The organism is Pseudomonas sp. Van50, assembly GCF_055390755.1.
On sequence record NZ_AP024343.1, the window covers coordinates 5943236 to 5969167 of the forward strand.

Here is a 25932-nt window from a genome sequence, read left to right on the forward strand (position 1 = left end):
CATGCAACTGATCTGGCTGCGCAGCGACTTGCGCCTGCACGACAACACCGCCCTCGCGGCGGCCGCAGCCCAAGGGCCATGCGTGGCGGTGTACCTGACCAGCCCCGAACAATGGCGTGCCCATGACGACGCACCGTGCAAGATCGATTTCTGGCTGCGCAACCTCGGCGCATTGAGCGTGGCCCTGGACGAATTGAACATCCCGCTCTTGATTCGCGAGGCAACACATTGGCACCAGGCGCCACGCGTGCTGCTCAAGCTATGTCGCGAACTGAACGTTGCCGCCGTGCATGTCAACGAAGAGTACGGCCTGGATGAAACGCAGCGCGACACCGAAGTCGCCCGTGCGTTGAATGATCAGGGCATCGAGTTTCACCGTCACCTCGACCAACTGCTGTTCAGGCCCGGCAGCGTGCTGACCAAGACCGGCAATTATTTCCAGGTGTTCAGTCAGTTCCGCAAGGTCTGCTACAACCGTCTGCATTTTTCGCTGCCGAGCCTGGTCGCCACACCGCGCCAGCAGGCCTCCACCGGCATTGCCCGCGATCCGGTGCCGACGCACGTCGATGGGTTCGCCCCGCCCAGCGAAACACTGCGCGCCTTCTGGCCCGCCGGTGAAACCGAAGCCCGACGGCGCCTGGACAGTTTTGTCGACCAGCACCTCGACGATTACCAGCACGAGCGGGACTTCCCGGCCCGGCCCGGCACCAGCCAGCTCTCGGCCTACCTGGTAGCCGGGGTGGTGTCGCCACGTCAGTGCCTGCATGCCGCGCTGCAAGCCAACCGGGGCGAGTTCGAGAGTGGAAGTGCCGGCGCCGTGACCTGGATTAATGAATTGCTCTGGCGCGAGTTCTACAAGCACATTCTCGTGGGCTATCCACGTGTGTCGCGCCACCGCGCGTTTCGCCCGGAAACCGAGGCGCTGGCGTGGCGCAAGGCCCCCGGCGAACTGGAGGCCTGGAAACAGGCACGCACCGGCCTGCCGATTATCGATGCGGCCATGCGCCAATTGCTGGAAACCGGCTGGATGCACAACCGCTTGCGGATGGTGGTCGCCATGTTCCTGACCAAGAACCTGCTGATCGATTGGCGTGAAGGCGAGCGTTTTTTCATGCAGCACCTGATCGACGGCGACCTGGCTGCCAATAATGGCGGCTGGCAGTGGAGCGCCTCCACCGGCACCGACTCGGCACCGTGGTTCCGCATCTTCAACCCTTTGAGCCAGTCGGAAAAATTTGACCGCGAGGGCCTGTTCATCAAGTACTGGTTACCTGAACTGAACGACCTGGACAGACAACAGGTCCATAACCCAAATACCCAGGGCGGCTTGTTTGGCGCAGTGGACTATCCGGCACCGATCGTCGATTTGCGCGAATCCAGAGCGCGTGCACTGGCAGCGTTCAGAAACCTGCCGACGCGACAGGACGCAGCCGTTGAAGGGGTGGGCGATTAGCGGACATGAAATTGCCGGGCCGCGGGATGCAATCTTTACCCGATAACTTATAGTCGTACTAATCGTACGAACTCTACTGAAAGTCGTGTATCAGCGTTATGCAATCGAAAGGAGTACGGAATGGGTTCAAGACTGCCCCGGCGCTATTGGCTCACCGGGGCCGGCAACGGAATCGGCGCTTCGTTGGCTGAAGCGATACTCGAGACAGGTGCATACCTGGCCGTCAGCTCGCACTCGCCCCGCTCGGGCGAAAACCTTTCGGTACGTTATCCAGGACAAGTGCTGACCGTGCCCGGTAATTTGACCGACAGCCAGGCCGTGCGCGAGATCGGTGAACAGATCACCCGGCAATGGGGTGCCCTGGATCAGGTGATCCTCAATGCTGGAACGACTGAGTACGTTGACGAACAGCATACTGACCACAGATTGATCGAGCATATCGTGCGCAGTAACCTGCTGGCCGCCAGTTTCTGCATCGAAGTGGCGATGCCCTTGTTGCGCGCCGGAACCCAACCGCATCTGGTGGGTATTGCCAGCCCGGCAACGTATCTGCCGCCCTCGAACATCGAAGCGGGTGGAAGCGGGATGCGCCATCTGTTCGAATCGACTCGGGCAGAGCTGGCGGCTGCGGGCGTGGATGTGACCTGGGTGCACCCAGGCTACGACGACCCATCGCTGGGGCCCGACGATTGTTTCCCATTCCCGGTCCACTGGTCGCCAGAAGAAGCGGCGCGGCATGTGCTGAAGCACTTGGTCGAACGCCCCCGGGAAGTCGCACTTCCCATCGCGTCCATGAGCGCACTGTGGCCCTTGCCTTCATCCAGCGAAACCCTGCCGGCCGACATCGACTCATGCCAGGCCAAAAGCGGCGATCCGATCAAGGGACGCCCCTGAGCCGCCGATTGCCTTACACTGCGCGCCATGAAAACCATCCCCCTCCATGAAATCCCGGCACCGGCCGTCACCTGCTCGACGTGCGCGGCGTGCTGCTGCCAATTGGAAGTGATGCTGATCACCGACACCGGGGTCCCGGAGCGTTTTATCGATACGGACGATTGGGGTGGGGAAGTGATGCTGCGGCTCGACGACGGCTGGTGCGCGGCCCTGGATCGCGACAGCATGATGTGCACCATCTACGAAAAGCGCCCGCTGATCTGCCGCGAGTTCGAGATGGGCGCGCCGGAATGCCTGGAAGAACGCCAGGGCATTGCGACGGCGTATCGGTAAGCGAAAAAACCTGTGGGAGCGAGCTTGCTCGCGATAGCGGTAGGTCAGACAACTCAAGGTGGCTGGTCTATCGCTATCGCGAGCAAGCTCGCTCCCACAATTGTTCAGGTGTTACAGCGGCATCGTGTAGTGCAGCGCGTAGCTTTCCACACCATCGTTGGTCGACTTGATACCAGCGTTGGAGTAATGAGTGGCGCGAATGCCCACTTCATGTCCGCCATTGAAGCGCAGGCCGAACCCGATGCGATCCTCGAACTGGAAGGCCGTCCCCAACTTGTTGCTTTCCACTTCGGTGTTGGCGAAGAGTGCAACGCCAACACCCGCCTCGATGTAAGGCTTCACGTTCTGGCCGGAAAATTCATACACAAACACGGGCGAGAACGACAGGCTATGGTTGCTGGACGTTTCGTCCCCTTCCCAATAGGTATAGGCGCCGCTCCAATAGCCAGTCAGGCGACCGACGTCACTTTGCAGCCAACTCTTGTCCCAGTCGAACTGCATGCCCAGGCGATAGGTCATGGTCGAGTCGCTAGTTTGTCCAACCCCAAACTCCACACCCGCCGCCTGAGCGGTGTAAGTGTGCCCCAGCAATGCAGCCGCAAACGCGGCAAAGCAGAATAAGCGCTTCATTAGAAACATCCTTTGCGAACGACTTAGTTAGTTTAGTTACAAACAGACAAAGCTATAGAAATCCGCGGTAAAACAGAAGTTCAGCCCGTTTCACACAATTTTCACGTTTTTCTTACAGTTCGAAGCTTCGCACAACGCCAGACGAATGCCATAGCAGCGGTAGGATTTTTCTCAAATGTATCGGGTCTGCACTAGTCCAGAATTGCGTTTCATGGGGCGCCCCCTCTGCCAGCCACCCACGTTCGGCCAACAGGCGCTGAAGTTGCCGGGCCACGGCGGCGCCGGTGTCGATCAGGCTGATGTGCCTTGGGATCATGTCCTTGAGCAAAGGCTTGAGGAATGGATAGTGGGTGCAGCCCAGGATCAGCGTATCGCAGCCGGCTGCAAGCAACGGCTCGACGTAGTGTTGCAACAGTTGATGCAGGGCCTGGCTGTGCAGGTCCCCCGCTTCGATCAACTCGACCAGGCCCGGGCACGGCTGGGTGATGACGCGCACATCGGTGGCGAAACGGTCGAGCAAGGCGGCGAATTTGGCGCTTTGCAAGGTGCCGGTGGTCGCCAGCACCCCGACGATACCGCTGCGGGTTGCGGCGGCCGCCGGTTTGACCGCCGGCTCCATGCCGACGATCGGCCAGCGAGGAAAATCGCGTCGCAGATCGGCGACCGCGGCCACCGTTGCGGTGTTGCAGGCGACCACCAACGCCTTGGCGCCCTGACTGAAGAGAAAGTCGGCAATGATCGTGCTGCGCTGTCGGATGTATTCCGGGCTCTTCTCGCCGTAGGGAATGTGCCCACAGTCAGCCACGTACAGCAGCGACTCATTGGGCAGCAACTGACGGATCTCGCCCAGCACCGACAGCCCGCCGACGCCCGAGTCCAGCACGCCCACCGGTGCGTCATTCATGCGAGCCACCACAGACACTGCACCCCGGGTCGCGCTTGACCCGCAATTCGCGGAAACGCGTGCCCAGGGCGTCGATCAGCAATAGTCGTCCCACCAGCGGCTCGCCGAAACCGACCAACAACTTCAAGGCCTCAAGGGCTTGCAGACTGCCCACCAACCCCACCAGCGGCCCGATCACACCGGCTTCGCTGCAGGTCAGCTCGGCTTCGCTACCGTGGCCGTAGAGGCAGTGGTAGCAAGGGCTTTCAGGGCGGCGCGGATCGAACACCGACAACTGCCCTTCCAGGCGAATCGCCGCGCCGCTGACCAGCGGTTTACCCGCCGCGACACAGGCTGCGTTCACCGCTTCGCGGGTCGAGAAATTGTCCGAGCAGTCGAGCACCACATCCACCGCCGCGACTGCTGCGGCCAGGCTGTCTTCGTCCATGGCGGCCCGGTGAGGCACCAACCGAACCTCGGGGTTGATCGCTCCCAGGCGCCGCATCGCCGAATCGACCTTGCTCAGGCCGACGCTGTCGGTGTCGTGAATGACCTGGCGTTGCAGGTTGGTCAGATCGACGCTGTCGAAATCCGCCAGGTGCATCTCGCCCACGCCAGCCGCGGCCAGGTACAACGCCACCGGAGCGCCGAGCCCGCCGAGGCCGATGATCAACACGCGGCTTTGCTTGAGACGCAATTGGCCGTCGATGTCGACATGCTGCAACAGTATCTGCCGGCTGTAGCGCAACAGCTCCTGATCGTTCAGCACGGCAGGCACCCCAGGCTGATACGCTCATGGCCGCCCAGGTCCTTGCGGCTGTGGACGTCAACAAACCCTTGGGCGCTCAGCAAGTCGCGCACTGCCTCGGCCTGGTCGTAACCATGCTCGAGCATCAGCCAGCCGCCCGGTTCGAGGTGCACCGGCGCCTGGGCCACGATCTGGCGCAGATCATCCAGCCCGTCCGGCCCGGCCACCAAGGCACTGGCCGGTTCGAAACGCACGTCGCCCTCGGCCAGGTGCGGATCGCTGGCCGCGATGTACGGCGGGTTGCTGATGATCAACTGGAAACGCTCGCCCTCCAAGGCGCTGAACCAGTGGCTGCTCAACACCGTGACATTACGCAGGTCCAGGCGCTGGCGATTGCGTTCGGCCAGGGCCACGGCCTCCAGCACCCGGTCGACCGCCGTGACGTTCCAGGCCGCACGCTCACTGGCCAATGCCAGGGCAATCGCGCCGCTGCCGGTGCCCAGGTCCAGGACCCGGGCCGGTGTCGCGGGCAGCAAGGCCAGTGCGGTTTCCACCAGCAGTTCGGTGTCGGGACGCGGGATCAGCGTATGGGGAGCGACTTCCAGGTCGAGTTTCCAGAAACCCTGTTGCCCAAGGATGTAGGCCACCGGCTCGCCGGAGCGACGGCGACGCAGGTATTCGGAGAACAGCAACGCCGCCTCGCTGGGCACGATCCGCTCGGGCCAGGTGTGCAGGAAGCTGCGGGACTTGCCCAGGGCAGCGGCCAGCAACAACTCGACATCCAGCCGTGGCGTGGGCGAATCCGGCAGCTCGGCGGCGCGTAACAGACTGGCGATGATGGTCATTTATTCACCTGTGCTTACTCGCCAATCGCCGCCAACTGGTCGGCCTGGTATTCGGCCAGCAACGGCTCGATGACCGCATCGACACCACCGGCCAGGATCTCGTCCAGGGAATACAGGGTCAGGTTGACGCGATGGTCGGTGACCCGGCCCTGGGCGAAGTTGTAGGTGCGGATCCGTTCGGAACGATCGCCCGAACCCACCAGCAATTTGCGTTCGCTGGCGATGGCATTGGCAGCGGCGCTGGTCTGCTGGTCGTTGAGCTTGGCCGACAACCAGGCCATGGCCCGCGCACGGTTCTTGTGCTGGGAACGCTCTTCCTGGCACTCGACCACGATGCCCGAGGGCAAGTGCGTGATGCGGATCGCCGAGTCGGTCTTGTTGACGTGCTGGCCGCCCGCGCCGGAGGAACGGTACGTGTCGACCCGCAGGTCCGCCGGGTTGATCTCGATGGCTTCCTGCTCGTCCGGCTCGGGCAATACCGCCACGGTGCAGGCCGAGGTGTGGATGCGCCCCTGGGACTCGGTGGCCGGCACGCGCTGCACGCGGTGGGCGCCGGATTCGAACTTCAGCTTGCCGTAGACATTGTCGCCTTCGACCCGGGCGATGACTTCTTTATAGCCGCCGTGCTCGCCTTCGTTCTCCGACAGGATCTCCACCCGCCAACCGCGACGCTCGGCATAACGCGAATACATGCGGAACAGGTCGCCGGAAAAAATCGCCGCTTCGTCGCCGCCGGTGCCGGCACGGATCTCGAGGAACACGTTGCGCCCGTCGTTCGGGTCCTTGGGCAGCAGCATGCGCTGCAGGTTGCTTTCCAGTTCGAGCAACTGTTCCTTGGCTTCGCGCACTTCCTCCACGGCCATTTCGCGCATGTCCGGGTCGCTGTCCTTGAGCAGCGCCTGGGCGCCTTCGAGGTCGCCCTGCACTTTAAGCAGCTGTTTATAGGTGGCGACAATCGGCTCGACTTCCGCGTATTCCTTGGAATAGGTGCGGAATTTGTTCTGGTCGGCAATGACTTCGCCATCGCCCAGCAAGGCGGTCAATTCTTCGAAACGGTCCTGGAGGATGTCCAGTTTGTTGAGCAGTGACGCTTTCATTGCGTTTTTTTATCCGAAAAGCTATCCGGTGAGCCCTCACCGAGGGCAAAGAGTTCCTGGGCCATGGCCAGCGCATCGAGGCGGCCTTCGGCTGTCAGCTTCTTGAGCTGGACACTGGGGGCGTGGAGCAGCTTGTTGGTCAGGCCGCGGGCCAGTTGCACCAGCACCTCTTCGGCACTGCCGCCGTTGGCCAGCAGGCGCTGGGCCTTTTGCAGCTCCTCGTCGCGCAGGCGTTCGCTCTGTTGACGATAGGCCTTGAGCACATCCACCGCCGCCAGCTCGCGCAGGCGCACCATGAAGTCCTCGGCGCCGACGCCGATCATCTCTTCCGCCGCCTGGGCTGCGCCCTGCCGGCTCTTGAGGTTCTCGGCCACCACCTCGTGCAGGTCGTCGACGCTATAGAGGTAAACGTCGTCCAGCTCGCCGACTTCTGGCTCGATGTCCCGGGGAACGGCGATGTCCACCATGAAAATCGGCTTGTGCTTGCGCAGCTTCAGGGCACTTTCCACGGCGCCCTTGCCGAGGATCGGCAACTGGCTGGCGGTGGAACTGATGACGATGTCGCTGTGCACCAGCTCAGCGGGAATGTCCGACAGCAGCACCGCATGGGCACCGAACTGTTCGGCCAGGGTGCTGGCCCGTTCCAGGGTCCGGTTGGCAACGACGATGCGTTTCACACCCAGGTCGTGGAGATGGCGAGCGACCAAGGTGATGGTCTCGCCGGCGCCGATCAGCAGCGCCTGGCTGCGTTGCAAATCACTGAAAATCTGTTTCGCCAGGCTGACGGCGGCGAACGCCACCGACACCGGGTTCTCGCCGATGGCGGTGTCGGTGCGCACCTGCTTGGCGGCATTGAAGGTGGCCTGGAACAAGCGCCCCAGCAGCGGGCCGACGGTGCCAGCCTCGCGGGCCACGGCGTAGGCCGACTTCATCTGGCCGAGAATCTGCGGCTCGCCCAGCACCAGCGAGTCGAGCCCCGAGGCGACGCGCATCATGTGACGAACGGCCGCATCGTCTTCGTGCACATAAGCACTGGCGCGCAGCTCTTCAAGGCTCAGGTTGTGATATTCGGCCAGCCAGCGCAGCACTGAATCGGCCGAAACGTGATCCTGTTCTATATAAAGCTCACTGCGATTGCAGGTGGAGAGGATCGCAGCTTCGCGGCTGTCGGTGAGTCGGCAGAGCTGCTGCAGGGCCTCAACCAGCTGCTCAGGCGTAAAGGCCACGCGCTCGCGGACGTCTACTGAAGCAGTCTTGTGGTTAATACCGAGTGCAAGGAAGGCCATTCAAGGTCGCTGATGGTGACGTGAAGCCGGCAATTGTCCTACTTCGTCAGATTCAGAACAACCACTCGATCTCTATCGCCCTGCCCTGGGTTGTAAATCGACGGGGCGGTTATGTTTGACCCAACGCTTGTGTCATGATGATCCGACCGCAGGTTAGTCGTCCTCTTCCTATATGAATAGATCTTCCGCGTTGCTCCTCGCCCTTGCCTTGCTCAGCGGCTGCCAGTCCATGGCCCCCGTTTCGACAGACGGTACGCCGCCAGTCGAAGACAGTGTGCAGGCCCCTGAAAAACCCAAGGTCTATGGCTCGTTCAGCGAAGAAACCATCTTCAGCCTGTTGAGCGCCGAACTGGCAGGCCAACGCAATCGCTTCGACATTGCGCTGGACAACTACGTGACCCAGGCCATCAATACCCAGGACCCGGGCATCTCCGAACGGGCATTTCGCATTGCCGAATACCTGGGCGCCGACCAGCCCGCGCTGGATACCGCGCTGATCTGGGCCAGGAATGCCCCCGATGACCTGGAAGCACAGCGCGCCGCCGCCGTGCAACTGGCCCGGGCCGGGCGCTACGACGACTCCATGGTCTATATGGAGAAAGTCCTGCTGGGCAAGGGCGACACCCATTTCGACTTCCTGGCGCTGTCCGCCGCCGATACCGACCAGGAAACCCGCAACGGCCTGATGAAAAGCTTCGATCGCCTGTTGCAGCGCCACCCGAATAACGGCCAGCTGATTTTCGGCAAGGCCCTGCTGCTGCAACAGGATGGCGACACCCAGGGCGCCCTCACCCTGCTGGAAGACAACCCGCCGGAAGCCGGCGAAGTGGCGCCGATCCTGCTGCGTGCCCGCCTGCTGCAAGGCTTGAACCGCGGCGACGAAGCCTTGCCGCTGCTGGAAAAAAGCATCAAGAAGTACCCGGACGACAAACGCCTGCGCCTCACCTACGCCCGCATGCTGGTGGAAAACAACCGCATGGACGACGCCAAGGTGGAGTTCTCCAGCCTGGTCCAGCAATACCCGGAAGACGACGAGCTGCGCTATTCCCTGGCGCTGGTCTGCCTGGAAGCCAAGGCTTGGGAAGAGGCCAAGGGTTACCTGGAAGACCTGATCGCCCGGGAAAGTCATGTCGACTCGGCCCATTTGAACCTGGGTCGCATCGCCGAAGAACGCAACGACCCCGAGAGCGCACTGATCGAGTACGCCCAGGTCGGCCCGGGCAACGACTATCTGCCGGCGCAGTTGCGCCAGGCCGATATCCTGATCAGCAATGGCAAGACCGCCGATGCCCAGAGCCGCCTCGCGGTACAACGCGACTCCCAGCCGGACTACGGCATCCAGCTGTACCTGATCGAAGCCGAAACCCTGTCGGCCAACAATCAGGGCGACAAGGCCTGGAACGTACTGCAGCAAGCCTTGAAGCAGTACCCGGACGATCTGAACCTGTTGTATACCCGCGCCATGCTGGCGGAAAAACGCAATGACCTGGCCCAGATGGAAAAGGACCTGCGCCTGATCATCCAGCGTGACCCGGACAACGCCATGGCCCTCAATGCCCTGGGCTACACCTTGTCGGATCGCACCACCCGCTATGACGAAGCCAAGCTACTGATCGAACAGGCCCACCAGATCAATCCGGAAGACCCGGCGGTACTCGACAGCCTTGGCTGGGTGAATTTCCGCCTGGGCAATCTCGACGAAGCCGAACGCCTGTTGCGCCAGGCCCTGGAGCGCTTTCCCGACCAGGAAGTCGCCGCTCACCTGGGCGAGGTCCTGTGGGCCAACGGCAAACAACGCGAAGCCCGGCAGATCTGGAGCCGATTCCTCAAGGATCAGCCTGACAGCCCTATCTTGCGCAGCACCATCAAACGCCTGACCGGATCCGAGACCCTTTAAGATTATGTTTTTGCGCCATCTCATCGCTTTCAGCTTCATTGCCTTGCTCGCCGGTTGTGCGGGCTTCGGCGCCCGTGAATCCGTCCAGGGCCAGGGCAACCAGGCCCAGTGGCGCGAGCACAAGCAACAACTGAGCGGCCTCGACGGCTGGCAGATCGACGGCAAGATCGGCATCCGCGCCCCGAAAGACTCGGGCAGCGGCACGCTGTTCTGGCTGCAACGCCAGGACTACTACGACATTCGCCTGTCGGGCCCACTGGGTCGCGGCGCGGCCCGCCTGACTGGCCGGCCGGGCCAGGTTTCCCTGGAAGTCGCCAATCAGGGACGCTACGAGGCCCCGAGCCCCGAAGCGCTGCTGGAAGAGCAACTGGGCTGGAAACTGCCGGTTTCCCACCTGACCTGGTGGGTCCGCGGGCTGCCAGCGCCGGACAGTAAAAGTCGCCTGACCCTCGATGCCGACAGCCGCCTGTCCAACCTGGAACAGGATGACTGGCAGATCGAATACCTCAGCTATGCCCAGCAGAACGGCTACTGGCTGCCCGAACGCATCAAATTGCACGGCAGCAACCTCGACGTCACGCTGGTGATCAAGCAATGGCAGCCGCGCAAGCTGGGGCAATGACATGACCGCTGCACGCCTGACCCTGCCCTCCCCGGCCAAGCTCAACCTGATGCTGCACATCCTCGGCCGTCGTCCGGACGGCTACCACGAGTTGCAGACGATCTTCCAGTTCCTGGACTACGGCGACGACATCACCTTCGCCGTGCGCGACGACGGCGTGATTCATCTGCACACCGAGTTCGAAGGCGTGCCCCACGACAGCAACCTGATCGTCAAGGCCGCGAAACAACTCCAGGCGCAATCCGGTTGTACGCTGGGCATCGATATCTGGATCGAGAAAATCCTGCCCATGGGCGGCGGCATCGGTGGCGGCAGCTCGAATGCGGCGACGACTTTGTTGGGCCTCAACCATTTGTGGCAGCTTGGCTGGGACATTGATCGCCTGGCTGCCCTGGGCCTGACGCTGGGCGCCGACGTGCCGGTTTTCGTGCATGGCCACGCCGCTTTCGCCGAGGGCGTCGGGGAAAAACTCACCCCAGTGGAACCCGAGGAACCCTGGTACTTGGTGCTGGTGCCGCAAGTATCTGTAAGTACAGCAGAAATTTTTTCAGATCCACTGTTGACACGTAACTCTCCTCCCATTAAAGTGCGCCCCGTTCCCAAGGGAAACAGTCGAAATGACTGCTTACCGGTGGTAGCAAGGCGTTATCCAGATGTTCGTAACGCTTTGAATTTGTTAGGTAAATTTACCGAAGCAAAACTCACCGGAACTGGAAGTTGTGTGTTTGGGGGCTTCCCAAGCAAAGCTGAAGCTGATAAAGTCTCGGCCCTTCTTACAGAGACCCTTACAGGGTTTGTAGCAAAAGGAAGCAACGTTTCGATGTTGCATCGCAAGCTGCAAGACCTGCTCTAAAAGGAATCGAGTGCTGGGCACTCGCAGCAACAGATACAGGGGCGTCGCCAAGCGGTAAGGCAGCAGGTTTTGATCCTGCCATGCGTTGGTTCGAATCCAGCCGCCCCTGCCATTTTCCTATACTCATCCAGGTATACCCTCAGCCTTCAGGTACTGCGCGTGTCCAAGATGATGGTCTTTACGGGGAACGCCAACCCCGATCTGGCTCGGCGTGTCGTACGTCAGCTGCATATCCCTCTCGGTGACATTTCTGTCGGTAAATTTTCCGACGGCGAAATCACTGCCGAGATCAATGAAAACGTTCGCGGTAAAGACGTCTTCATTATTCAGCCGACTTGCGCTCCGACCAACGATAACCTGATGGAACTCGTCGTGATGGCTGATGCCTTCCGCCGTTCCTCGGCTACTCGTATCACTGCTGTTATTCCTTACTTTGGTTATGCCCGTCAGGATCGCCGTCCGCGTTCCGCACGTGTGGCCATCAGCGCGAAAGTCGTGGCTGATATGCTCACCGTAGTCGGCATCGACCGTGTCCTCACGGTTGATCTGCATGCTGACCAGATTCAGGGTTTCTTCGATATTCCCGTGGATAACATCTACGGCTCCCCCGTCCTGGTGGATGATATTGAAGACCAGCGCTTCGAAAACCTGATGATCGTGTCCCCGGACATTGGCGGCGTCGTGCGTGCACGGGCTGTTGCCAAATCCCTGGGCGTGGATCTGGGTATCATCGACAAACGCCGTGAGAAAGCCAATCACTCCGAAGTGATGCATATCATCGGCGACGTCGAAGGGCGCACCTGTATCCTGGTCGATGACATGGTCGATACCGCCGGCACCCTGTGCCACGCGGCCAAGGCCCTGAAAGAGCATGGCGCTGCCAAGGTCTTTGCCTACTGCACACACCCTGTGCTGTCCGGTCGGGCAATCGAGAACATTGAAAATTCCGTGCTGGACGAGCTGGTGGTGACCAATACCATTCCGCTGTCCGCTGCAGCACAAGCCTGTGCGCGTATCCGTCAACTGGATATCGCACCGGTGGTTGCCGAAGCGGTTCGCCGCATCAGCAATGAAGAATCGATCAGCGCGATGTTCCGCTAAGGGCCCTGCCCTTCCCAGGACATCTCGTTGACGAAAAGCGCCCCGCCCCGACATCACCTGTCGGGGCGGGGCTTTTTTGCCCATACCGTGCCTGACGCTGGTCGCAAACGTCACTCGGTCATGGCTATTTTGGAGATACAACATGAACGATTTTACTCTGAATGCTGAAGTGCGTTCCGACCTGGGGAAAGGTGCGAGCCGCCGCCTGCGTCGTCTCGCAAGCCTGGTTCCAGCTGTAGTCTACGGTGGCGACAAAGCCCCTGAGTCCATCAGCATGCTGGCCAAAGAAGTTGCCAAACTGCTCGAAAACGAAGCGGCCTACAGCCACATCATCGAGCTGAACGTTGGCGGCACCAAGCAAAACGTCGTGATCAAAGCCCTGCAGCGTCACCCGGCCAAAGGCCACGTGATGCACGCTGACTTCGTCCGCGTTGTTGCCGGTCAGAAGCTGACTGCTGTTGTTCCAGTGCACTTCATCAACGAAGCTGCTCCGGTCAAGAAAGGCGGCGAGATCTCGCACGTGACTTCCGAGCTGGAAGTTTCCTGCCTGCCGAAAGACCTGCCTGAATTCATCGAAGTCGACCTGGCTGACGCCGAAGTTGGCACGATCATTCACCTGTCCGACCTCAAGGCTCCTAAAGGCGTTGAGTTTGTTGCTCTGGCACACGGCGATGACAAGGCTGTTGCCAACGTCCACGCTCCACGTGTTGCTCCAGAAGCCACTGAAGAAGGCGCTGCAGAGTAATTTCACTCTGTCGCCGGAGTGACCGGAAACATCGCGGACTGGAACGTAGCGAGACAGCGGGCGAGAACGCGAAGTTTACTTAACGGTAAATCCGCCATTTTCGTCCACTGTCGCAACACCGCCTGATTGCGACATCGTTATCCACACTCCAGGAAGGGCCCCTATCGTGACTGCCATTAAACTGATCGTTGGCCTGGGAAATCCAGGCGCTGAATACGAACAGACCCGGCATAACGCAGGGGCCCTTTTTGTTGAGCGCATCGCGCACGCACAAGGCGTCAGCCTCACGGCCGATCGCAAGTATTTCGGCCTGACCGGGCGCTTCTCGCACCAGGGTCAGGATGTTCGCCTGTTGATCCCCACCACCTACATGAACCGCAGCGGCCAGGCCGTGGCGGCATTGGCCGGTTTCTTTCGCATCAAGCCTGAAGAAATCCTGGTGGCCCACGACGAACTCGACCTGCCTCCGGGCGTTGCCAAGCTCAAGCAAGGCGGCGGCCATGGCGGTCACAACGGGTTGCGCGACATCATCGCGCAACTGGGTAATCAGAATACCTTTCACCGCCTGCGGCTTGGCATCGGCCACCCAGGCGTTGCCAGTATGGTTTCTAACTTTGTCCTGGGTCGTGCGCCTCGCGCCGAACAGGAAAAACTCGATGCCAGCATCGACTTTGCCCTCGGCGTGCTGCCGGATATCCTCGCCGGTGAATGGAACCGCGCGATGAAAAACCTGCACAGCCAGAAGGCCTGACACTTATCCGAGGGGAAACACCATGGGATTCAATTGCGGCATCGTCGGCCTGCCTAACGTCGGCAAGTCCACCCTGTTCAACGCCCTGACCAAATCCGGTATCGCGGCCGAGAACTTCCCCTTCTGCACCATCGAGCCGAACAGCGGCATCGTGCCGATGCCCGATCCGCGCCTGGAAGCCTTGGCGGCTATCGTCAACCCCAAGCGCATCCTGCCGACCACCATGGAATTCGTCGACATCGCAGGCCTGGTGGCTGGCGCGTCGAAAGGCGAAGGCCTGGGCAACAAGTTCCTGGCCAACATCCGTGAAACCGATGCCATCGCCCACGTGGTGCGCTGCTTCGAAGACGAGAACGTGATTCACGTCTCCAACAGCGTCGACCCGAAGCGCGACATCGAAATCATCGACCTGGAACTGATTTTCGCCGACCTCGACAGCTGCGAAAAACAACTGCAGAAAGTTGCCCGCAACGCCAAGGGCGGCGACAAGGACGCGGTCGTCCAGAAAGGCCTGCTGGAACAATTGATCGCCCACTTCACCGAAGGCAAGCCTGCACGCAGCCTGATGAAGAACATGAGCACCGACGAGAAGCTGGTGATCAAGGGCTTCCACCTGTTGACCACCAAACCGGTCATGTACATCGCCAACGTCGCTGAAGACGGTTTCGAGAACAACCCGCACCTGGATGTGGTCAAGGCCATTGCCGAGGAAGAAGGCGCCATGGTCGTTCCGGTCTGCAACAAGATCGAAGCGGAAATCGCCGAGCTGGACGACGGTGAAGAGAAAGACATGTTCCTCGAGGCCCTGGGCCTGGAAGAGCCTGGCCTGAACCGCGTGATCCGCGCCGGCTACGAGATGCTCCACCTGCAGACCTACTTCACCGCCGGTGTCGAAGAAGTGCGCGCCTGGACCGTCCGCGTGGGTGCCACCGCACCGCAAGCCGCCGGTGTGATCCACACTGACTTCGAAAAAGGCTTCATCCGCGCCGAAGTCATCGCCTACTCGGATTTCATCCAGTACAAGGGCGAAGCGGGCGCCAAGGAAGCGGGTAAATGGCGTCTGGAAGGCAAGGAATACATCGTCAAGGATGGCGACGTGATGCACTTCCGTTTTAACGTCTAACCCGCCACGCCGCTCCACGCAGTATCCAAAAAGCCCCGTTATCGCCCCGCGATGCGGGGCTTTTGCGTTGGAGCATCTCGTTGCAATTCAGAACCGTCCGATATCAATCCGTCGCCCGCCTCCGCCTGGGCTTCGTTTGCTTGAATAACTGGCCTGCCCAAATAACGTGTAACGGCCCATTCGCAGGCGTGCTCAAATGACCAGCCGCCGGTTTGCCGTCCCATCAGTTTGTGTCACAGGCAGCGGGTTATTCATCAGTGTCACATGATAAAGGAAGCATCATGGCAAACCCCTACCGCGAACTTTTCTCCGCCCCGGGCGCCATCGGGCTAGTGATTACGAGCGCCATTGCCCGTCTGCCACAGGCAATGATCGGCATTGGCATCATCACCATGCTGGTGCAGCAGACAGGACTTTATTGGCTGGCAGGCGCGGTCGCCGGCACTTACACCCTGGCGACTGCGCTTATCGGTCCGCAAGTATCGAAACTCGTCGACCGGCGGGGGCAACGCCGGGTTCTACCCCCTTTGGCGGCCTTCAGCACCAGTATGCTGCTCGCGCTGATCATTGCCGTGTATATGAGCGCTCCGGTCACATTACTGTTCATTCTCGCGGCATTGGCGGGCACGATGCCAAGCATGCCCGCCATGATAAGGGCACGCTGGATACAACTTTTCCGTGGCAAGCCACAGCTACACACAGCCTTTTCCCTGGATACCGTTATAACTGAACTGGCCTTTGTCATCGGCCCACCACTTGCCATTGGTTTGAGCATCAGTTTTTTCGCCCAAGCCGGGCCCCTTGCTGCGGTCTTGTTGTTGATAGTCGGCGTGACGGCGTTTCTCATGCAGCGGCAGACGGAACCGAAGGTGGTCGTGGGCACGGCGAGGAGTACAGGGTCGGCCTTGCTTATCCCCGGCGTTCCTACCATCGTGCTGGCACTGTTGGCGATGGGCGTCATTGGAGGATCCGTTGACGTGGCGGTTGTCGCCTTCGCCAACGCACAGGGCTGGCCGGCGTCTGCCAGCTTCATCCTGGCAACCTATGCCCTCGGCTCACTGATCGCTGGCCTGACGTTCGGCGCCTTAAGGGCTTCCATGCCGATTGATCAGCAGTTTTTTATCGGCTCGCTGGTAACGGCGGTCACTGCTGTGTTGCCCATTCTTTCACCGAACGTCTATGTCCTTTCCGGAATGCTATTTTTGGCAGGCATGTCGTTTGCGCCAACGATGGTCATCATCATGAATCTCGGTACGATGATTGTTCCGCCTTCCAGGATCACCGAAGGGTTTACGTGGATGTCGACCGGCGTCAGCATCGGCGTAGCGCTCGGCGGCGTATTGGCGGGCTTGGTCATCGACGCCTGTGGCGCCCAGACAGGGTTCGGCGTCGCGATTGTCGCGGGCCTGGCCATGGTGCTGATAGTGTTTGCAGGGCTGCGTACACTGCGCGCTTCGTCTGCAACTGGTCACGAAATCACCTTCCAGTGAGGTGCATGACTGGACTTGATGCATGCCTCGATTTCCAGAATCCATTCAGTGTGGCCGCCACTCGGTGCCTCGCTAGGGCTCGGCATGCCCTCACTCCGGCATTTATGTAACTGAACCACCGTCATCGCGAGCAAGCTCGCTCCCACACTGGATCGGGAACGATCTACAGATTTGCGGCCACTGCAAATCCCTGTGGGAGCAAAGCTTGCTCGCGATAGCAGTGGATCAGCTTGCATCTGCGTTGAATGTACCCTCGCCTTCGCGAGCAAGCTCGCACGCATTGGGTCGCTGACGATCTACAGATTTTCGGCCACTGCAAATCCCTGTGGGAGCAAAGCTTGCTCGCGATAGCAGTGGATCAGCTTGCATCTGCGTTGAATGTGCCCTCGCCTTCGAGAGCAAGCTCGCACACATTGGGTCGGTGACGATCTACAGATTTTCGGCCACTGCAAATCCCTGTGGGAGCAAAGCTTGCTCGCGATAGCGGTGGATCAGCTTGCATCAGCGTTGGATGTACCGCCGTCTTCGCGAGCAAGCTCGCTCCCACAATGGGATCGCACTAGGACCGGAAGAGCCAGGTCGGCTATAAGGCCGCCTCGCGAGCAAGCTTTGCTCCCACAGATCTGACAGGTGTACGAGCGGGAGAGCCAGGCCGGCTGTCAGGCCGCCTCGCTTTTGATCTTGATCTGGGGCGCCCCGTTAACCACGCTGGCCGAACGCAGGCATTGTGGAGTGGGCATCCCGGCATGCATGCCGGGATAGCCGTGGCATTACTCCACAATCCGACTAGAACAGATAGCCTATGTAAATCGCAGCGCCGCCACCGGCCTGCAGGCCAGCGTTTATACCGGCCATGACCACCGCCCCCTTGGCCGACTTCGCCAGCCGCTGGTTGACCAGGGTGGAAGCGATGAGCGAGGTCGCCGGGTTGGAATTCAGTGCCATCGACAACGCCAGCAACTTGGGATCAAGCCCGAACAACAGCGCCGTGGCCGAGCCGCCGATTCCCAGGCCCACCCCTACTTCGGTGTACATGCAAGGTCCGGTGATATCGTCACTGGTCAGGTCACGAGCGACCAAGGCATCGCTGACAAACACCTTGCCGGTGCTGGGAAACGCCTCCGCCGCGCCGGCCGCAGCCACACCCTTGCCCTTGATCTGGATATTGATCTTGCCGAAACGCGGCAGCCGCGCGCCGAATCCGGCACCGACTCCGACGCCGCCGTAGCGGTAGCTGATGTCCTCGCCCTCGGGCGAACGCAGGATGATCGAACCGCCGCTGCCCGCCACCATGACCACGGTCAGGCCGCCGCCGCTGGCGGTCTGATACTGCCAGCGACTTTCATTGACCGGGATCGGGATGTTGTAGCTCATACGTTAAAGTCCTTTATGTGAATGAACCGCACCGCGACCGCGCTGACGGATAGCTTTTGCCAGACCGACCAGCGTGAACACCAGACCGATAAGACCCAGGACCCCGGAAGTGCCCCACAGCGCGGCCAAGTCATCGACGATGGCGCTGTTGGCAGGCTGCTCGGGCAGGTAATGCACCCGCACCGGCTGACCCTGCTGATAGCCGAAAATGAAGCCGCCCTGGGGGTAGGAGATTTTTTCACCACTGCTCGTGGTGAAGGCGATCTCAGGATGCGAACCACCGGCATTCAAGTGGCTGACGATGCCATCGGCGGTCTGTGCGCGGTCGAGAAACTCGCGTCGCTCAAGCGTGAGATTGATGGCAATGCTCAACAAACCGATACCAATCAGGGCAAACAGCAGGCCCAGCAATATCTTCCCGATGTGTGACGGGGTGTAGTTAGCCATGGTTTGTCTCAGTGTTCGTCCATGAAGAGGGCGACCAGAATAGCAAGAAGCGGCGCTATGCCGCACCTCCGGAAAATCATTCCCGCAACCGTACGACGCCAGGAGAAGACCTCTCAGTGGCGAGTGGTGATAAACACCCTGATCGACTACCATGCCCAGCGCCGGTTCCCCCACGGGACTAATAGGGAATCCGAGATGCCACGCACGGCATCAAACGGAACTGCCCCCGCAACTGTAGGTGCTGAGCCTGCTCCTCAATGGCCACTGGGATCGCCCCGGGAAGGCTGGAGCCAGGCGATGACGCATCAGTCAGGAGACCTGCCGGCCAAGTCAATCACTAACCGGCGGGGTGTCCGGGAAGGGCATCCTTGCGTTGCGCGTCACTGGGCCGATCGGCACTTCAGTGCTTCAGCGGCAGCGTTCGATGATGTGTTTTCCAGTCCGTCCCCTGCTCCGTGTACGGTCAACTGGAGTTTGCGTCATGCTGCTGCCCCGCCTTGCCCCCCTTGTCATCGCCCTGGGTCTGCCGAGCCTCGCCCACGCGGCTCCAACTCACTATCCCCTGACCCTCGAGAACTGCGGCAGCACGCTGACTTTCGAGCAATCGCCCAGTCGCGCCGTGACCATCGGCCAGGCCGGCACTGAAATGCTCTATGCCATGGGGTTGAGCGACAAGGTGGTCGGCACTTCGCTCTGGTTCAACGATGTGCAGATGAAATACAAGGCGCAGAACGACAAGATCGAACGCCTGGCTGATAACGAGCCGAGCTTCGAGGCGGTGATCGGCAAACGCCCGCAACTGGTGGCGGTGGAACTGGAATGGATGGTCGGGCCGCAAGGGGTGGTCGGTACCCGCCAGCAGTTTCACGAACTGAAGATCCCGACCTACCTGATGCCCTCCGATTGCGAAGCCAAGGATAATCTGGTCGGTGCGGACGGCACGCGGCTGGAGGCGTTTCGCATCGACAGCATCTACAAGAGCATCAGCCAGTTGGCTGAAATCTTCGACGTACAGGAGCGTGGCCAGCAGTTGAATGCCCAACTCAAGGCGAGCCTGGCGAAGTCTATCGCCACGGTGCAGGCCAAGGACCTCAAGCAGACGAGCGCGCTGTTCTGGTTCTCCAGCGCCAGTCTGGATATCGACCCCTATGTGGCCGGGCACAAGGGCATTCCTGACTTCATGCTCAGTACCCTGGGCGTGCGCAACGTGGTCGAATCCGATGAGGAATGGCCGACCGTCGGCTGGGAAACCATCGCCAAGGCCAACCCGACCTTCCTGGTCATTGCCCGCATGGATCGCCGACGCTTTCCGGCTGATGACCATGAAAAGAAGCTGCAATTCCTGCGCAGTGACCCGGTGACCCGCAATATGGACGCGGTGAAAAACAACCGCATCATCATTCTCGATGCGATGGCCATGCAAGCGAGCATCAGAATGTTCGACGGCCTGGAAACCCTGGCGACGGCCATCAGCGGCTACGACCTGCCGAAATGATTCCGACGCTGATTCGAACGTTGCTGGCGTTGGCGGCGCTGCTCCTGGCAGTGATTGCCGGCGTGGCCATCGGTGAGACGAGTATCGAGCCGAGTGTGGTGTTCCAGGTGCTGGCCAACAAACTGTGGGCCGCAGGTTATGCCCTCGACCCGATAGACGAAGGCATCGTCTGGAACTACCGGCTGACCCGTGCGCTGGTGGCGGCGGCCTGCGGTGCGGGCCTGGCGACCTGCGGGGTGATCTTGCAATCGCTGTTGCGTAACCCGTTGGCCGATCCTTACCTGCTCGGCATCTCCGCCGGCGCCTCGACAGGCGCGGTACTGGTGGCGCTGCTGGGCATTGGGGCGGGGCTGATTTCGTTGTCGGTCGGGGCCTTCGCCGGGGCCGTTGCCGCGTTCGCCGTGGTCGTTTTGCTGGCCCGTGCCAGCCGCTCACCCGCTGGCACCGGGCAGATCATCCTGGCCGGGATTGCCGGTTCGCAGTTGTTCAATGCGCTCACCGCGTTTCTGATTACCAAGTCCGCCAGCTCCGAACAAGCTCGCGGCATCATGTTCTGGTTGCTGGGAAATCTCAGTGGGGTCCGTTGGCCGTCGGTGTGGCTGTCGGTGCCCGTGGCATTGATCGGTCTTGCGGTGTGCCTGTGGCACCGGCGGGCGCTGGACGCCTTTACCTTTGGCGCCGACTCGGCCGCCTCCCTTGGCATTCCGGTACGCCGGGTGCAATTTCTGCTGATCAGCTGCGCGGCACTGGTGACAGCGGTGATGGTGTCGATTGTGGGCTCCATCGGTTTCGTCGGGTTGGTCATTCCCCATGCCGTGCGTTTGTTGCTGGGGACCCGGCATGCGCGCCTGTTGCCAGCGAGTGCGTTGGGTGGCGCGGTGTTCCTGATCGCCGCCGATGTCTTCTCGCGAACGCTGATCAAAGGCCAAGTCATCCCGGTCGGCGTCATCACTGCACTGGTGGGTGCTCCGGTGTTCGCGTTGATCCTGATCGGTCGGAGAAATGCCCGATGAATGCCGTCACCTCTGTCATCGGCGAATCCGTGCTGAGTTGTTCCGCCCTAGGGTTCCATGTGCGGGACGCCGAGTTGTTGCACGATATCCACTTGGACATCCGTCGGGGCGAAACCCTGGGCCTCGTCGGGCCCAACGGTTCGGGAAAATCCACACTGCTCAAACTGCTGGCGGGCGTGCGCGCCCCCAGCCGGGGCGACATTCGCCTCAACAACCAGCCCCTCAAGACGCTGGCACGGCGAACCGTCGCGCAGACCCTGGCTGTGGTTGAGCAACAAGCCGACACACTGGATGCGATCAGCGTGTTCGATGCCGTTGCCTTGGGCCGAACGCCGTGGTTGTCAGCCTTGAGTCCGTGGTCAAACGAAGACGCGGCCATCGTCCAGCAGGCGCTGTGGGACGTCGATGCGGCGCACTTGAAAAACCGCACCTGGCACAGTCTGTCCGGCGGTGAACGTCAACGCGTTCACATCGCTCGGGCCCTGGCCCAACGCCCGCAGATTCTCTTGCTGGACGAACCCACCAATCACCTGGATATCCAGCATCAGCTCGCCATCCTGAAAGTCGTGCAAGCGCTACCCGTCACGACGGTCATCGCCCTGCACGACCTGAACCAGGCGTTAACCTGTGATCGCCTGGCGGTACTGGAACGGGGCCGGCTGGTGGCCCTCGGCAAACCTCTTGAGGTGCTGACCCCGCAACGCTTGCAGGATACGTTCGGCGTGCACGCCCATTACCTGATCGACCCTTTCGACGGCGCGCAGATCCTGCGCTTTCGTTCCGTTTGACTGAATCTCGGGGTTCGGAAAAAACCGAACCCTATGCAAGCGCTGAGTTTAGCCAAGCGACGGGGCGAGCCCCGAAGATAAAGCCGACACATTGGCCCGCGCCGCGTGCAGTTTTTTGTAGCTGTCGATCAGGCGCAGGTGTCTATCGAGCCCCTCCAGCTTCATGCTGGTCGGCGTCAAGCCATGGAAGCGCACGCTGCCGTCCACCGAGCCGATCGCCGCATCCATCCGCTCGTTGCCGAACATCCGGCGGAAATTGGCCTCGTAGTCTTCCAGCTCCAGGTCTTCGTCCAGCTTCATCTCCAGCACCACATTCACGGCCTGGTAAAACAACCCGCGCTCAACCGTGTTGTCGTTGTACTGCAAGAAGGTTTCCACCGCTTCCTTCGCCTCTTCGTACTGCTGCAAGGCCAGATAGATCAGCAGCTTCAACTCCAGGATCGTCAACTGGCCCCAAGCCGTGTTGTCATCAAACTCGATGCCGATCAAGGTGGTGATGTCGGTGTAGTCGTCCAGCTCGCTTTCCACCAGACGCTCGACCAGCGCTTGCAGTTCGTCTTCGTCCAGGCGATGCAGGTTCAGGATGTCGGCGCGGAAAAACAGCGCTTTGTTGGTGTTATCCCAGATCAGATCGTCCACGGGATAGATTTCCGAATAGCCCGGCACCAGGATGCGGCACGCTTTCGCGCCGATATGCTCGTAGACCGCCATGTACACTTGCTTGCCCATGCCTTCGAGGATGCCGAACAAGGTCGCGGCCTCCTCGGCATTCGAGTTTTCACCCTGGCCGGAGAAGTCCCACTCCACGAATTCGTAATCTGACTTGGCGCTGAAGAAGCGCCACGACACCACGCCGCTGGAGTCGATGAAGTGCTCGACGAAGTTATTCGGCTCGGTCACCGCATGACCTTCAAACGTCGGCTGGGGCAAGTCGTTGAGGCCTTCGAAACTGCGGCCCTGCAACAATTCGGTCAGGCTGCGTTCCAGCGCCACTTCCAGGCTCGGGTGTGCGCCGAACGAGGCAAACACACCGCCGGTACGCGGGTTCATCAACGTGACGCACATCACCGGGAATTCGCCCCCCAGGGAGGCATCCTTCACCAGGACCGGGAACCCCTGCTCTTCCAGCGCCTGAATACCGGCCATGATTCCCGGGTACTTCGCCAGCACGTTGGCCGGTACATCCGGCAGTGCGAATTCACCTTCGATGATCTCGCGTTTGACCGCGCGCTCGAAAATTTCCGACAGGCATTGCACCTGAGCTTCGGCCAGCGTGTTACCGGCGCTCATGCCGTTGCTCAGGAACAGGTTTTCAATCAGGTTGGACGGAAAATACACCACCTCGCCGTCCGACTGGCGCACGTACGGCAGCGAGCAGATGCCGCGCTCTTCATTACCCGAGTTGGTATCGATCAGGTGGGAGCCACGCAACTCGCCGTCGCGGTTGTAGATGTTCAGGCAGTACTCGTCGAGGATTTCCGCCGGCAGCGCATCTTTACGGCCAGGCTTGAACCAGCGCTCGTCCGGGTAATGCACAAACGCCGCGTTGGCGATGTCTTCGCCCCAGAACTGATCGTTGTAGAAAAAATTGCAGTTCAGTCGCTCGATAAACTCGCCCAACGCCGACGCCAGTGCGCTCTCTTTGGTCGCGCCCTTGCCATTGGTAAAACACATCGGCGAGTGTGCATCGCGAATGTGCAGCGACCACACATTGGGGACGATATTGCGCCACGAAGCGATCTCGATCTTCATGCCCAGGTCCGCCAAAATGCCCGACATATTGGCGATGGTCTGCTCCAGTGGCAGGTCCTTGCCGGCGATATAAGTGCCGGCTTGGGAAACCGAATTGGGCATCAGCAACGCCTGGGCATCGGCGTCGAGGTTTTCCACCTCTTCAATGACAAACTCAGGCCCGGCTTGCACGACCTTCTTCACCGTGCAACGGTCGATGGAGCGCAGAATGCCTTGGCGATCTTTGTCGCTGATATCCGCCGGGAGCTCGACCTGGATCTTGAAGATCTGGTTGTAGCGATTTTCCGGATCGACAATATTGTTCTGCGACAGGCGAATGTTATCGGTGGGAATATTGCGTGTCTGGCAATACAACTTCACAAAGTAAGCCGCGCACAACGCCGATGAAGCCAGAAAGTAATCGAACGGCCCGGGGGCCGAGCCGTCGCCCTTGTAGCGGATAGGTTGATCGGCCACCACCGTAAAGTCATCAAACTTGGCTTCAAGTCGAAGGTTGTCGAGAAAGTTGACCTTGATTTCCATACGGGATTACCAGCATCACGAGCAAAAAATAGGCGGCCATTATCCGCTTTTTCAATCGGAAGTCTTGTGCTTTAGCCCACCCCTTTTGACTTTGAAACGTCCCAGCACACGCTGCATCAGTGAGGCCCGCTCCGAAAGATCCTTGGCCGCCACCGCGCACTCTTGCGAGTTGGACTGGTTTTTCTGCGTCACTTCATCGATCTGCTCCAAGCCGATGCTGGCCTGCTGCAAACCCGAAGCCTGCTCGCTGGAGGCCTGGTAGATCAGCGAAACCAGGTTGGAAACCGCGCTGGTTCCGTGGACGATGTTTTTCAGCGATTCGGCGGTCCGGCCGGCGATGATCATGCCGCGCTGGGTCTTGCTCGACGAATCGGCGATCAATGCCGCCGTCTGTTGGGCGGCCTCGGCGCTGCGGGCGGCCAGGCTGCGCACTTCGTCGGCGACGACGGCAAAACCGCGCCCAAGCTCACCCGCCCGGGCGGCTTCGATGGCCGCGTTCAGCGCCAACAGATTGGTTTGAGCGGCAATGTTGTCGATGGTGGTGATGATCGCGGTGATGTCCTTGCCCGAGTTGTCGATTTCAGCCATCGCGGCAATCAGCTCGCTCATCAATTTATCGCTCTCCCCCGCATCGGCCCGTGATGCCTGGGATTGCTCATCGGCTTTCTTGGCGTTGGCGGCGTTGTCCCGGGTCTGCGCAGCCATTTGCGTCATCACCGCGCTGATTTCGGTAATGGACGACGCGGAGTTCGACGCACCATCGGACAACGACTGGCTCAGATCGGTGACCTGCGCCGAGCTGCCAGTAATCTGGGTGGCGCTGGTCTGCACCTCGGAAATCAGCTGGTTCAGGTTGCTGACCATCTTCTCCAGTGACTTGCCAAGGGTATCGTGGGGCGAAGACAAGCGGACCTCCAGGTCCAGATCACCTTCGGAAATACGCTCGGCCACCCTCACCTGCCGTTGCAGGCTTTCGGACATGTCATTGAGTGCGGCAGACAGTTGCCCGACCTCATCCTCGGATTGCTGCACCAAGCGGCGCGAAAAATCGCCCAGGCTGATGTTGGCGGCCAACGCAGCGGCCTCGCGGATCGGCCCGACGATTTTCGCCGTGGCGAACCAGAGGGCGACCAACGCCAACAGGGAAATGCCCAGCCCTACCGACACTTGCCAGATGCTGTTGCTGATACTGCGCGCTTGCAACTCCTGCTCCAGGGCGATGGCCTGGGCCATGACCACGGCCTTGGGCAAACGAATCAACACCGCCCAGGGCTTGCCTGTGCGACCGAGGGCAATGGGCATCAGCACTTCGATATTCTGGGTTTGTGGATTGAGCAGGCCGTCACCCCGACCGCCCTGGATATCGCTGAGCACTTTTTCCCAGGAGTCGGGCAACAAGGCCTTGATGGATTGCCCGATCAGGTCGGTGCGCTGGCTGTCCGCAACCACCAAGCCCTGGTTACTCAGGATCGAAACCGTGCCTTTGCCGCCGTAGAGTTCGGCAGACATCTGTTCACTGAGTTTCTGGATAAAGGCGATATCGAAGTCAGCCCCGACCACACCGTAGAACTTGCCGTTGGCCACGATGGGCACCGACAGGGTGGTCAGCCAGACGTTCTTGCCCTGGACCACATAGGGAATGGGATCGAGCACACTCTCCTTCAGGGTGTCGCGCGGGCCGCTGTACCAGCCGCCCTTGGGCACGCCGTTGGGATGACGATCCGGGGAGTCATACTCGACCAATGGCTGCACCGCGACATGACCGTCGGCGCTGCGAGTCCAGTAAGGCG

General features: G+C 60.6%; 24 protein-coding genes, 1 tRNA gene and 1 riboswitch. Of the genes, 15 read left to right on the plus strand and 10 right to left on the minus strand.

What is annotated here, in order from left to right:
- The first annotated feature begins 1 nt into the window (after position 1).
- The 3 genes from phrB to ACZ5M5_RS25640 all read left to right on the plus strand — a co-directional run bounded on the left by phrB (position 2) and on the right by ACZ5M5_RS25640 (position 2680).
- Positions 2-1453 (plus strand): deoxyribodipyrimidine photo-lyase, encoded by a 1452-nt coding sequence (gene phrB, locus ACZ5M5_RS25630; RefSeq protein ID WP_464738148.1) that lies wholly within the window; start codon positions 2-4, stop codon positions 1451-1453.
- A gap of 120 nt (positions 1454-1573) precedes the next feature.
- Positions 1574-2347: an SDR family NAD(P)-dependent oxidoreductase gene (locus tag ACZ5M5_RS25635; RefSeq protein WP_464738149.1), complete on the plus strand. Its 774-nt coding sequence runs from the start codon at positions 1574-1576 to the stop codon at positions 2345-2347.
- Between the two features lie 27 nt (positions 2348-2374).
- A complete protein-coding gene (locus ACZ5M5_RS25640) occupies positions 2375-2680 on the plus strand; it encodes a YkgJ family cysteine cluster protein (protein ID WP_060740657.1) in 306 nt (101 codons plus the stop codon).
- Positions 2681-2791: 111 nt separating this feature from the next.
- Here ACZ5M5_RS25640 and ACZ5M5_RS25645 read toward each other — a convergent pair whose 3' ends face one another.
- The 6 genes from ACZ5M5_RS25645 to hemA all read right to left on the minus strand — a co-directional run bounded on the left by ACZ5M5_RS25645 (position 2792) and on the right by hemA (position 8169).
- Positions 2792-3310 carry an acyloxyacyl hydrolase gene (locus ACZ5M5_RS25645; RefSeq protein ID WP_060740656.1) on the minus strand — a complete coding sequence of 173 codons (519 nt, stop codon included), beginning with the start codon at positions 3308-3310 and terminating at the stop codon, positions 2792-2794.
- Between the two features lie 112 nt (positions 3311-3422).
- Complete coding sequence (murI, locus tag ACZ5M5_RS25650) at positions 3423-4214, minus strand: glutamate racemase (protein ID WP_103309093.1); 792 nt, start codon at positions 4212-4214, stop codon at positions 3423-3425.
- On the minus strand, positions 4207-4962 hold the full coding sequence (locus ACZ5M5_RS25655) for a molybdopterin-synthase adenylyltransferase MoeB (protein ID WP_060743134.1): 756 nt from the start codon (positions 4960-4962) through the stop codon (positions 4207-4209). Before ACZ5M5_RS25655 ends, murI begins: the two co-directional genes overlap by 8 nt.
- A complete protein-coding gene (gene prmC / locus ACZ5M5_RS25660) occupies positions 4956-5786 on the minus strand; it encodes a peptide chain release factor N(5)-glutamine methyltransferase (protein ID WP_103309091.1) in 831 nt (276 codons plus the stop codon). Before prmC ends, ACZ5M5_RS25655 begins: the two co-directional genes overlap by 7 nt.
- Positions 5787-5800: 14 nt before the next feature.
- Positions 5801-6883: a peptide chain release factor 1 gene (prfA, locus tag ACZ5M5_RS25665; protein WP_060740653.1), complete on the minus strand. Its 1083-nt coding sequence runs from the start codon at positions 6881-6883 to the stop codon at positions 5801-5803.
- Complete coding sequence (gene hemA, locus ACZ5M5_RS25670) at positions 6880-8169, minus strand: glutamyl-tRNA reductase (RefSeq protein WP_060740652.1); 1290 nt, start codon at positions 8167-8169, stop codon at positions 6880-6882. The genes prfA and hemA overlap by 4 nt, the downstream gene beginning before the upstream one ends.
- Before the next feature lie 172 nt (positions 8170-8341).
- Here hemA and ACZ5M5_RS25675 point away from each other — a divergent pair, with 172 nt between their 5' ends.
- The 9 genes from ACZ5M5_RS25675 (at position 8342) to ACZ5M5_RS25715 (ending at position 16751) form a co-directional block, all read left to right on the plus strand.
- Entirely contained in the window at positions 8342-10066 is a 1725-nt protein-coding gene (locus ACZ5M5_RS25675; RefSeq protein ID WP_060740651.1) for a tetratricopeptide repeat protein, read from the plus strand.
- A 4-nt stretch (positions 10067-10070) separates the two neighbouring features.
- On the plus strand, positions 10071-10688 hold the full coding sequence (gene lolB, locus ACZ5M5_RS25680) for a lipoprotein insertase outer membrane protein LolB (RefSeq protein WP_464738150.1): 618 nt from the start codon (positions 10071-10073) through the stop codon (positions 10686-10688).
- A 1-nt stretch (position 10689) separates the two neighbouring features.
- On the plus strand, positions 10690-11541 hold the full coding sequence (ispE, locus tag ACZ5M5_RS25685) for a 4-(cytidine 5'-diphospho)-2-C-methyl-D-erythritol kinase (RefSeq protein ID WP_464738151.1): 852 nt from the start codon (positions 10690-10692) through the stop codon (positions 11539-11541).
- A gap of 37 nt (positions 11542-11578) precedes the next feature.
- A tRNA-Gln gene (locus ACZ5M5_RS25690) sits at positions 11579-11653 on the plus strand.
- Between the two features lie 47 nt (positions 11654-11700).
- Positions 11701-12642, plus strand: a complete 942-nt coding sequence (locus ACZ5M5_RS25695; protein WP_003171603.1) for a ribose-phosphate pyrophosphokinase — start codon at positions 11701-11703, stop codon at positions 12640-12642.
- A gap of 142 nt (positions 12643-12784) precedes the next feature.
- On the plus strand, positions 12785-13387 hold the full coding sequence (locus ACZ5M5_RS25700) for a 50S ribosomal protein L25/general stress protein Ctc (protein ID WP_060740648.1): 603 nt from the start codon (positions 12785-12787) through the stop codon (positions 13385-13387).
- Between the two features lie 166 nt (positions 13388-13553).
- On the plus strand, positions 13554-14138 hold the full coding sequence (gene pth / locus ACZ5M5_RS25705; protein WP_335945599.1) for an aminoacyl-tRNA hydrolase: 585 nt from the start codon (positions 13554-13556) through the stop codon (positions 14136-14138).
- Between the two features lie 22 nt (positions 14139-14160).
- Positions 14161-15261: a redox-regulated ATPase YchF gene (ychF, locus tag ACZ5M5_RS25710; RefSeq protein WP_060740647.1), complete on the plus strand. Its 1101-nt coding sequence runs from the start codon at positions 14161-14163 to the stop codon at positions 15259-15261.
- 281 nt (positions 15262-15542) lie between these two features.
- Positions 15543-16751 carry an MFS transporter gene (locus ACZ5M5_RS25715; RefSeq protein WP_464738152.1) on the plus strand — a complete coding sequence of 403 codons (1209 nt, stop codon included), beginning with the start codon at positions 15543-15545 and terminating at the stop codon, positions 16749-16751.
- 786 nt (positions 16752-17537) lie between these two features.
- Here the strand turns inward: ACZ5M5_RS25715 and ACZ5M5_RS25720 are convergent.
- Both ACZ5M5_RS25720 and ACZ5M5_RS25725 read right to left on the minus strand, forming a co-directional pair.
- Positions 17538-18125 (minus strand): hypothetical protein, encoded by a 588-nt coding sequence (locus ACZ5M5_RS25720; RefSeq protein WP_060740645.1) that lies wholly within the window; start codon positions 18123-18125, stop codon positions 17538-17540.
- A 3-nt stretch (positions 18126-18128) separates the two neighbouring features.
- Entirely contained in the window at positions 18129-18572 is a 444-nt protein-coding gene (locus ACZ5M5_RS25725; RefSeq protein ID WP_060740644.1) for a DUF3592 domain-containing protein, read from the minus strand.
- A gap of 145 nt (positions 18573-18717) precedes the next feature.
- Positions 18718-18912: riboswitch (cobalamin riboswitch) on the plus strand.
- A gap of 141 nt (positions 18913-19053) precedes the next feature.
- On the opposite strand from ACZ5M5_RS25725, the gene ACZ5M5_RS25730 reads away from it, so the two are divergent.
- The 3 genes from ACZ5M5_RS25730 to ACZ5M5_RS25740 are packed head-to-tail and all read left to right on the plus strand — an operon-like array spanning position 19054 to position 21868.
- Complete coding sequence (locus tag ACZ5M5_RS25730; protein ID WP_060740643.1) at positions 19054-20067, plus strand: ABC transporter substrate-binding protein; 1014 nt, start codon at positions 19054-19056, stop codon at positions 20065-20067.
- Positions 20064-21080: a FecCD family ABC transporter permease gene (locus ACZ5M5_RS25735; RefSeq protein ID WP_060740642.1), complete on the plus strand. Its 1017-nt coding sequence runs from the start codon at positions 20064-20066 to the stop codon at positions 21078-21080. The genes ACZ5M5_RS25730 and ACZ5M5_RS25735 overlap by 4 nt, the downstream gene beginning before the upstream one ends.
- On the plus strand, positions 21077-21868 hold the full coding sequence (locus ACZ5M5_RS25740) for an ABC transporter ATP-binding protein (RefSeq protein WP_464738153.1): 792 nt from the start codon (positions 21077-21079) through the stop codon (positions 21866-21868). The genes ACZ5M5_RS25735 and ACZ5M5_RS25740 overlap by 4 nt, the downstream gene beginning before the upstream one ends.
- 48 nt (positions 21869-21916) lie before the next feature.
- Here ACZ5M5_RS25740 and ACZ5M5_RS25745 read toward each other — a convergent pair whose 3' ends face one another.
- Both ACZ5M5_RS25745 and ACZ5M5_RS25750 read right to left on the minus strand, forming a co-directional pair.
- Entirely contained in the window at positions 21917-24142 is a 2226-nt protein-coding gene (locus ACZ5M5_RS25745) for an OsmC domain/YcaO domain-containing protein (protein ID WP_464738154.1), read from the minus strand.
- A 51-nt stretch (positions 24143-24193) separates the two neighbouring features.
- Positions 24194-25894, minus strand: coding sequence for a methyl-accepting chemotaxis protein (locus ACZ5M5_RS25750; protein ID WP_464738155.1), 1701 nt, complete (start codon positions 25892-25894; stop codon positions 24194-24196).
- Positions 25895-25932: the final 38 nt, after the last annotated feature.

What these genes read in the sequence shown, in the direction of transcription:
- phrB (WP_464738148.1), top strand. Translation starts at nt 2, where the DNA reads ATGCAACTGATCTGGCTGCGCAGCGACTTGCGCCTGCACGACAACACC.
- ACZ5M5_RS25635 (WP_464738149.1), top strand. Translation starts at nt 1,574, where the DNA reads ATGGGTTCAAGACTGCCCCGGCGCTATTGGCTCACCGGGGCCGGCAAC.
- ACZ5M5_RS25640 (WP_060740657.1), top strand. Translation starts at nt 2,375, where the DNA reads ATGAAAACCATCCCCCTCCATGAAATCCCGGCACCGGCCGTCACCTGC.
- ACZ5M5_RS25645 (WP_060740656.1), bottom strand. Translation starts at nt 3,310, where the DNA reads ATGAAGCGCTTATTCTGCTTTGCCGCGTTTGCGGCTGCATTGCTGGGG.
- murI (WP_103309093.1), bottom strand. Translation starts at nt 4,214, where the DNA reads ATGAATGACGCACCGGTGGGCGTGCTGGACTCGGGCGTCGGCGGGCTG.
- prmC (WP_103309091.1), bottom strand. Translation starts at nt 5,786, where the DNA reads ATGACCATCATCGCCAGTCTGTTACGCGCCGCCGAGCTGCCGGATTCG.
- prfA (WP_060740653.1), bottom strand. Translation starts at nt 6,883, where the DNA reads ATGAAAGCGTCACTGCTCAACAAACTGGACATCCTCCAGGACCGTTTC.
- hemA (WP_060740652.1), bottom strand. Translation starts at nt 8,169, where the DNA reads ATGGCCTTCCTTGCACTCGGTATTAACCACAAGACTGCTTCAGTAGAC.
- ACZ5M5_RS25675 (WP_060740651.1), top strand. Translation starts at nt 8,342, where the DNA reads ATGAATAGATCTTCCGCGTTGCTCCTCGCCCTTGCCTTGCTCAGCGGC.
- lolB (WP_464738150.1), top strand. Translation starts at nt 10,071, where the DNA reads ATGTTTTTGCGCCATCTCATCGCTTTCAGCTTCATTGCCTTGCTCGCC.
- ispE (WP_464738151.1), top strand. Translation starts at nt 10,690, where the DNA reads ATGACCGCTGCACGCCTGACCCTGCCCTCCCCGGCCAAGCTCAACCTG.
- ACZ5M5_RS25700 (WP_060740648.1), top strand. Translation starts at nt 12,785, where the DNA reads ATGAACGATTTTACTCTGAATGCTGAAGTGCGTTCCGACCTGGGGAAA.
- ychF (WP_060740647.1), top strand. Translation starts at nt 14,161, where the DNA reads ATGGGATTCAATTGCGGCATCGTCGGCCTGCCTAACGTCGGCAAGTCC.
- ACZ5M5_RS25715 (WP_464738152.1), top strand. Translation starts at nt 15,543, where the DNA reads ATGGCAAACCCCTACCGCGAACTTTTCTCCGCCCCGGGCGCCATCGGG.
- ACZ5M5_RS25720 (WP_060740645.1), bottom strand. Translation starts at nt 18,125, where the DNA reads ATGAGCTACAACATCCCGATCCCGGTCAATGAAAGTCGCTGGCAGTAT.
- ACZ5M5_RS25725 (WP_060740644.1), bottom strand. Translation starts at nt 18,572, where the DNA reads ATGGCTAACTACACCCCGTCACACATCGGGAAGATATTGCTGGGCCTG.
- ACZ5M5_RS25730 (WP_060740643.1), top strand. Translation starts at nt 19,054, where the DNA reads ATGCTGCTGCCCCGCCTTGCCCCCCTTGTCATCGCCCTGGGTCTGCCG.
- ACZ5M5_RS25735 (WP_060740642.1), top strand. Translation starts at nt 20,064, where the DNA reads ATGATTCCGACGCTGATTCGAACGTTGCTGGCGTTGGCGGCGCTGCTC.
- ACZ5M5_RS25740 (WP_464738153.1), top strand. Translation starts at nt 21,077, where the DNA reads ATGAATGCCGTCACCTCTGTCATCGGCGAATCCGTGCTGAGTTGTTCC.
- ACZ5M5_RS25745 (WP_464738154.1), bottom strand. Translation starts at nt 24,142, where the DNA reads ATGGAAATCAAGGTCAACTTTCTCGACAACCTTCGACTTGAAGCCAAG.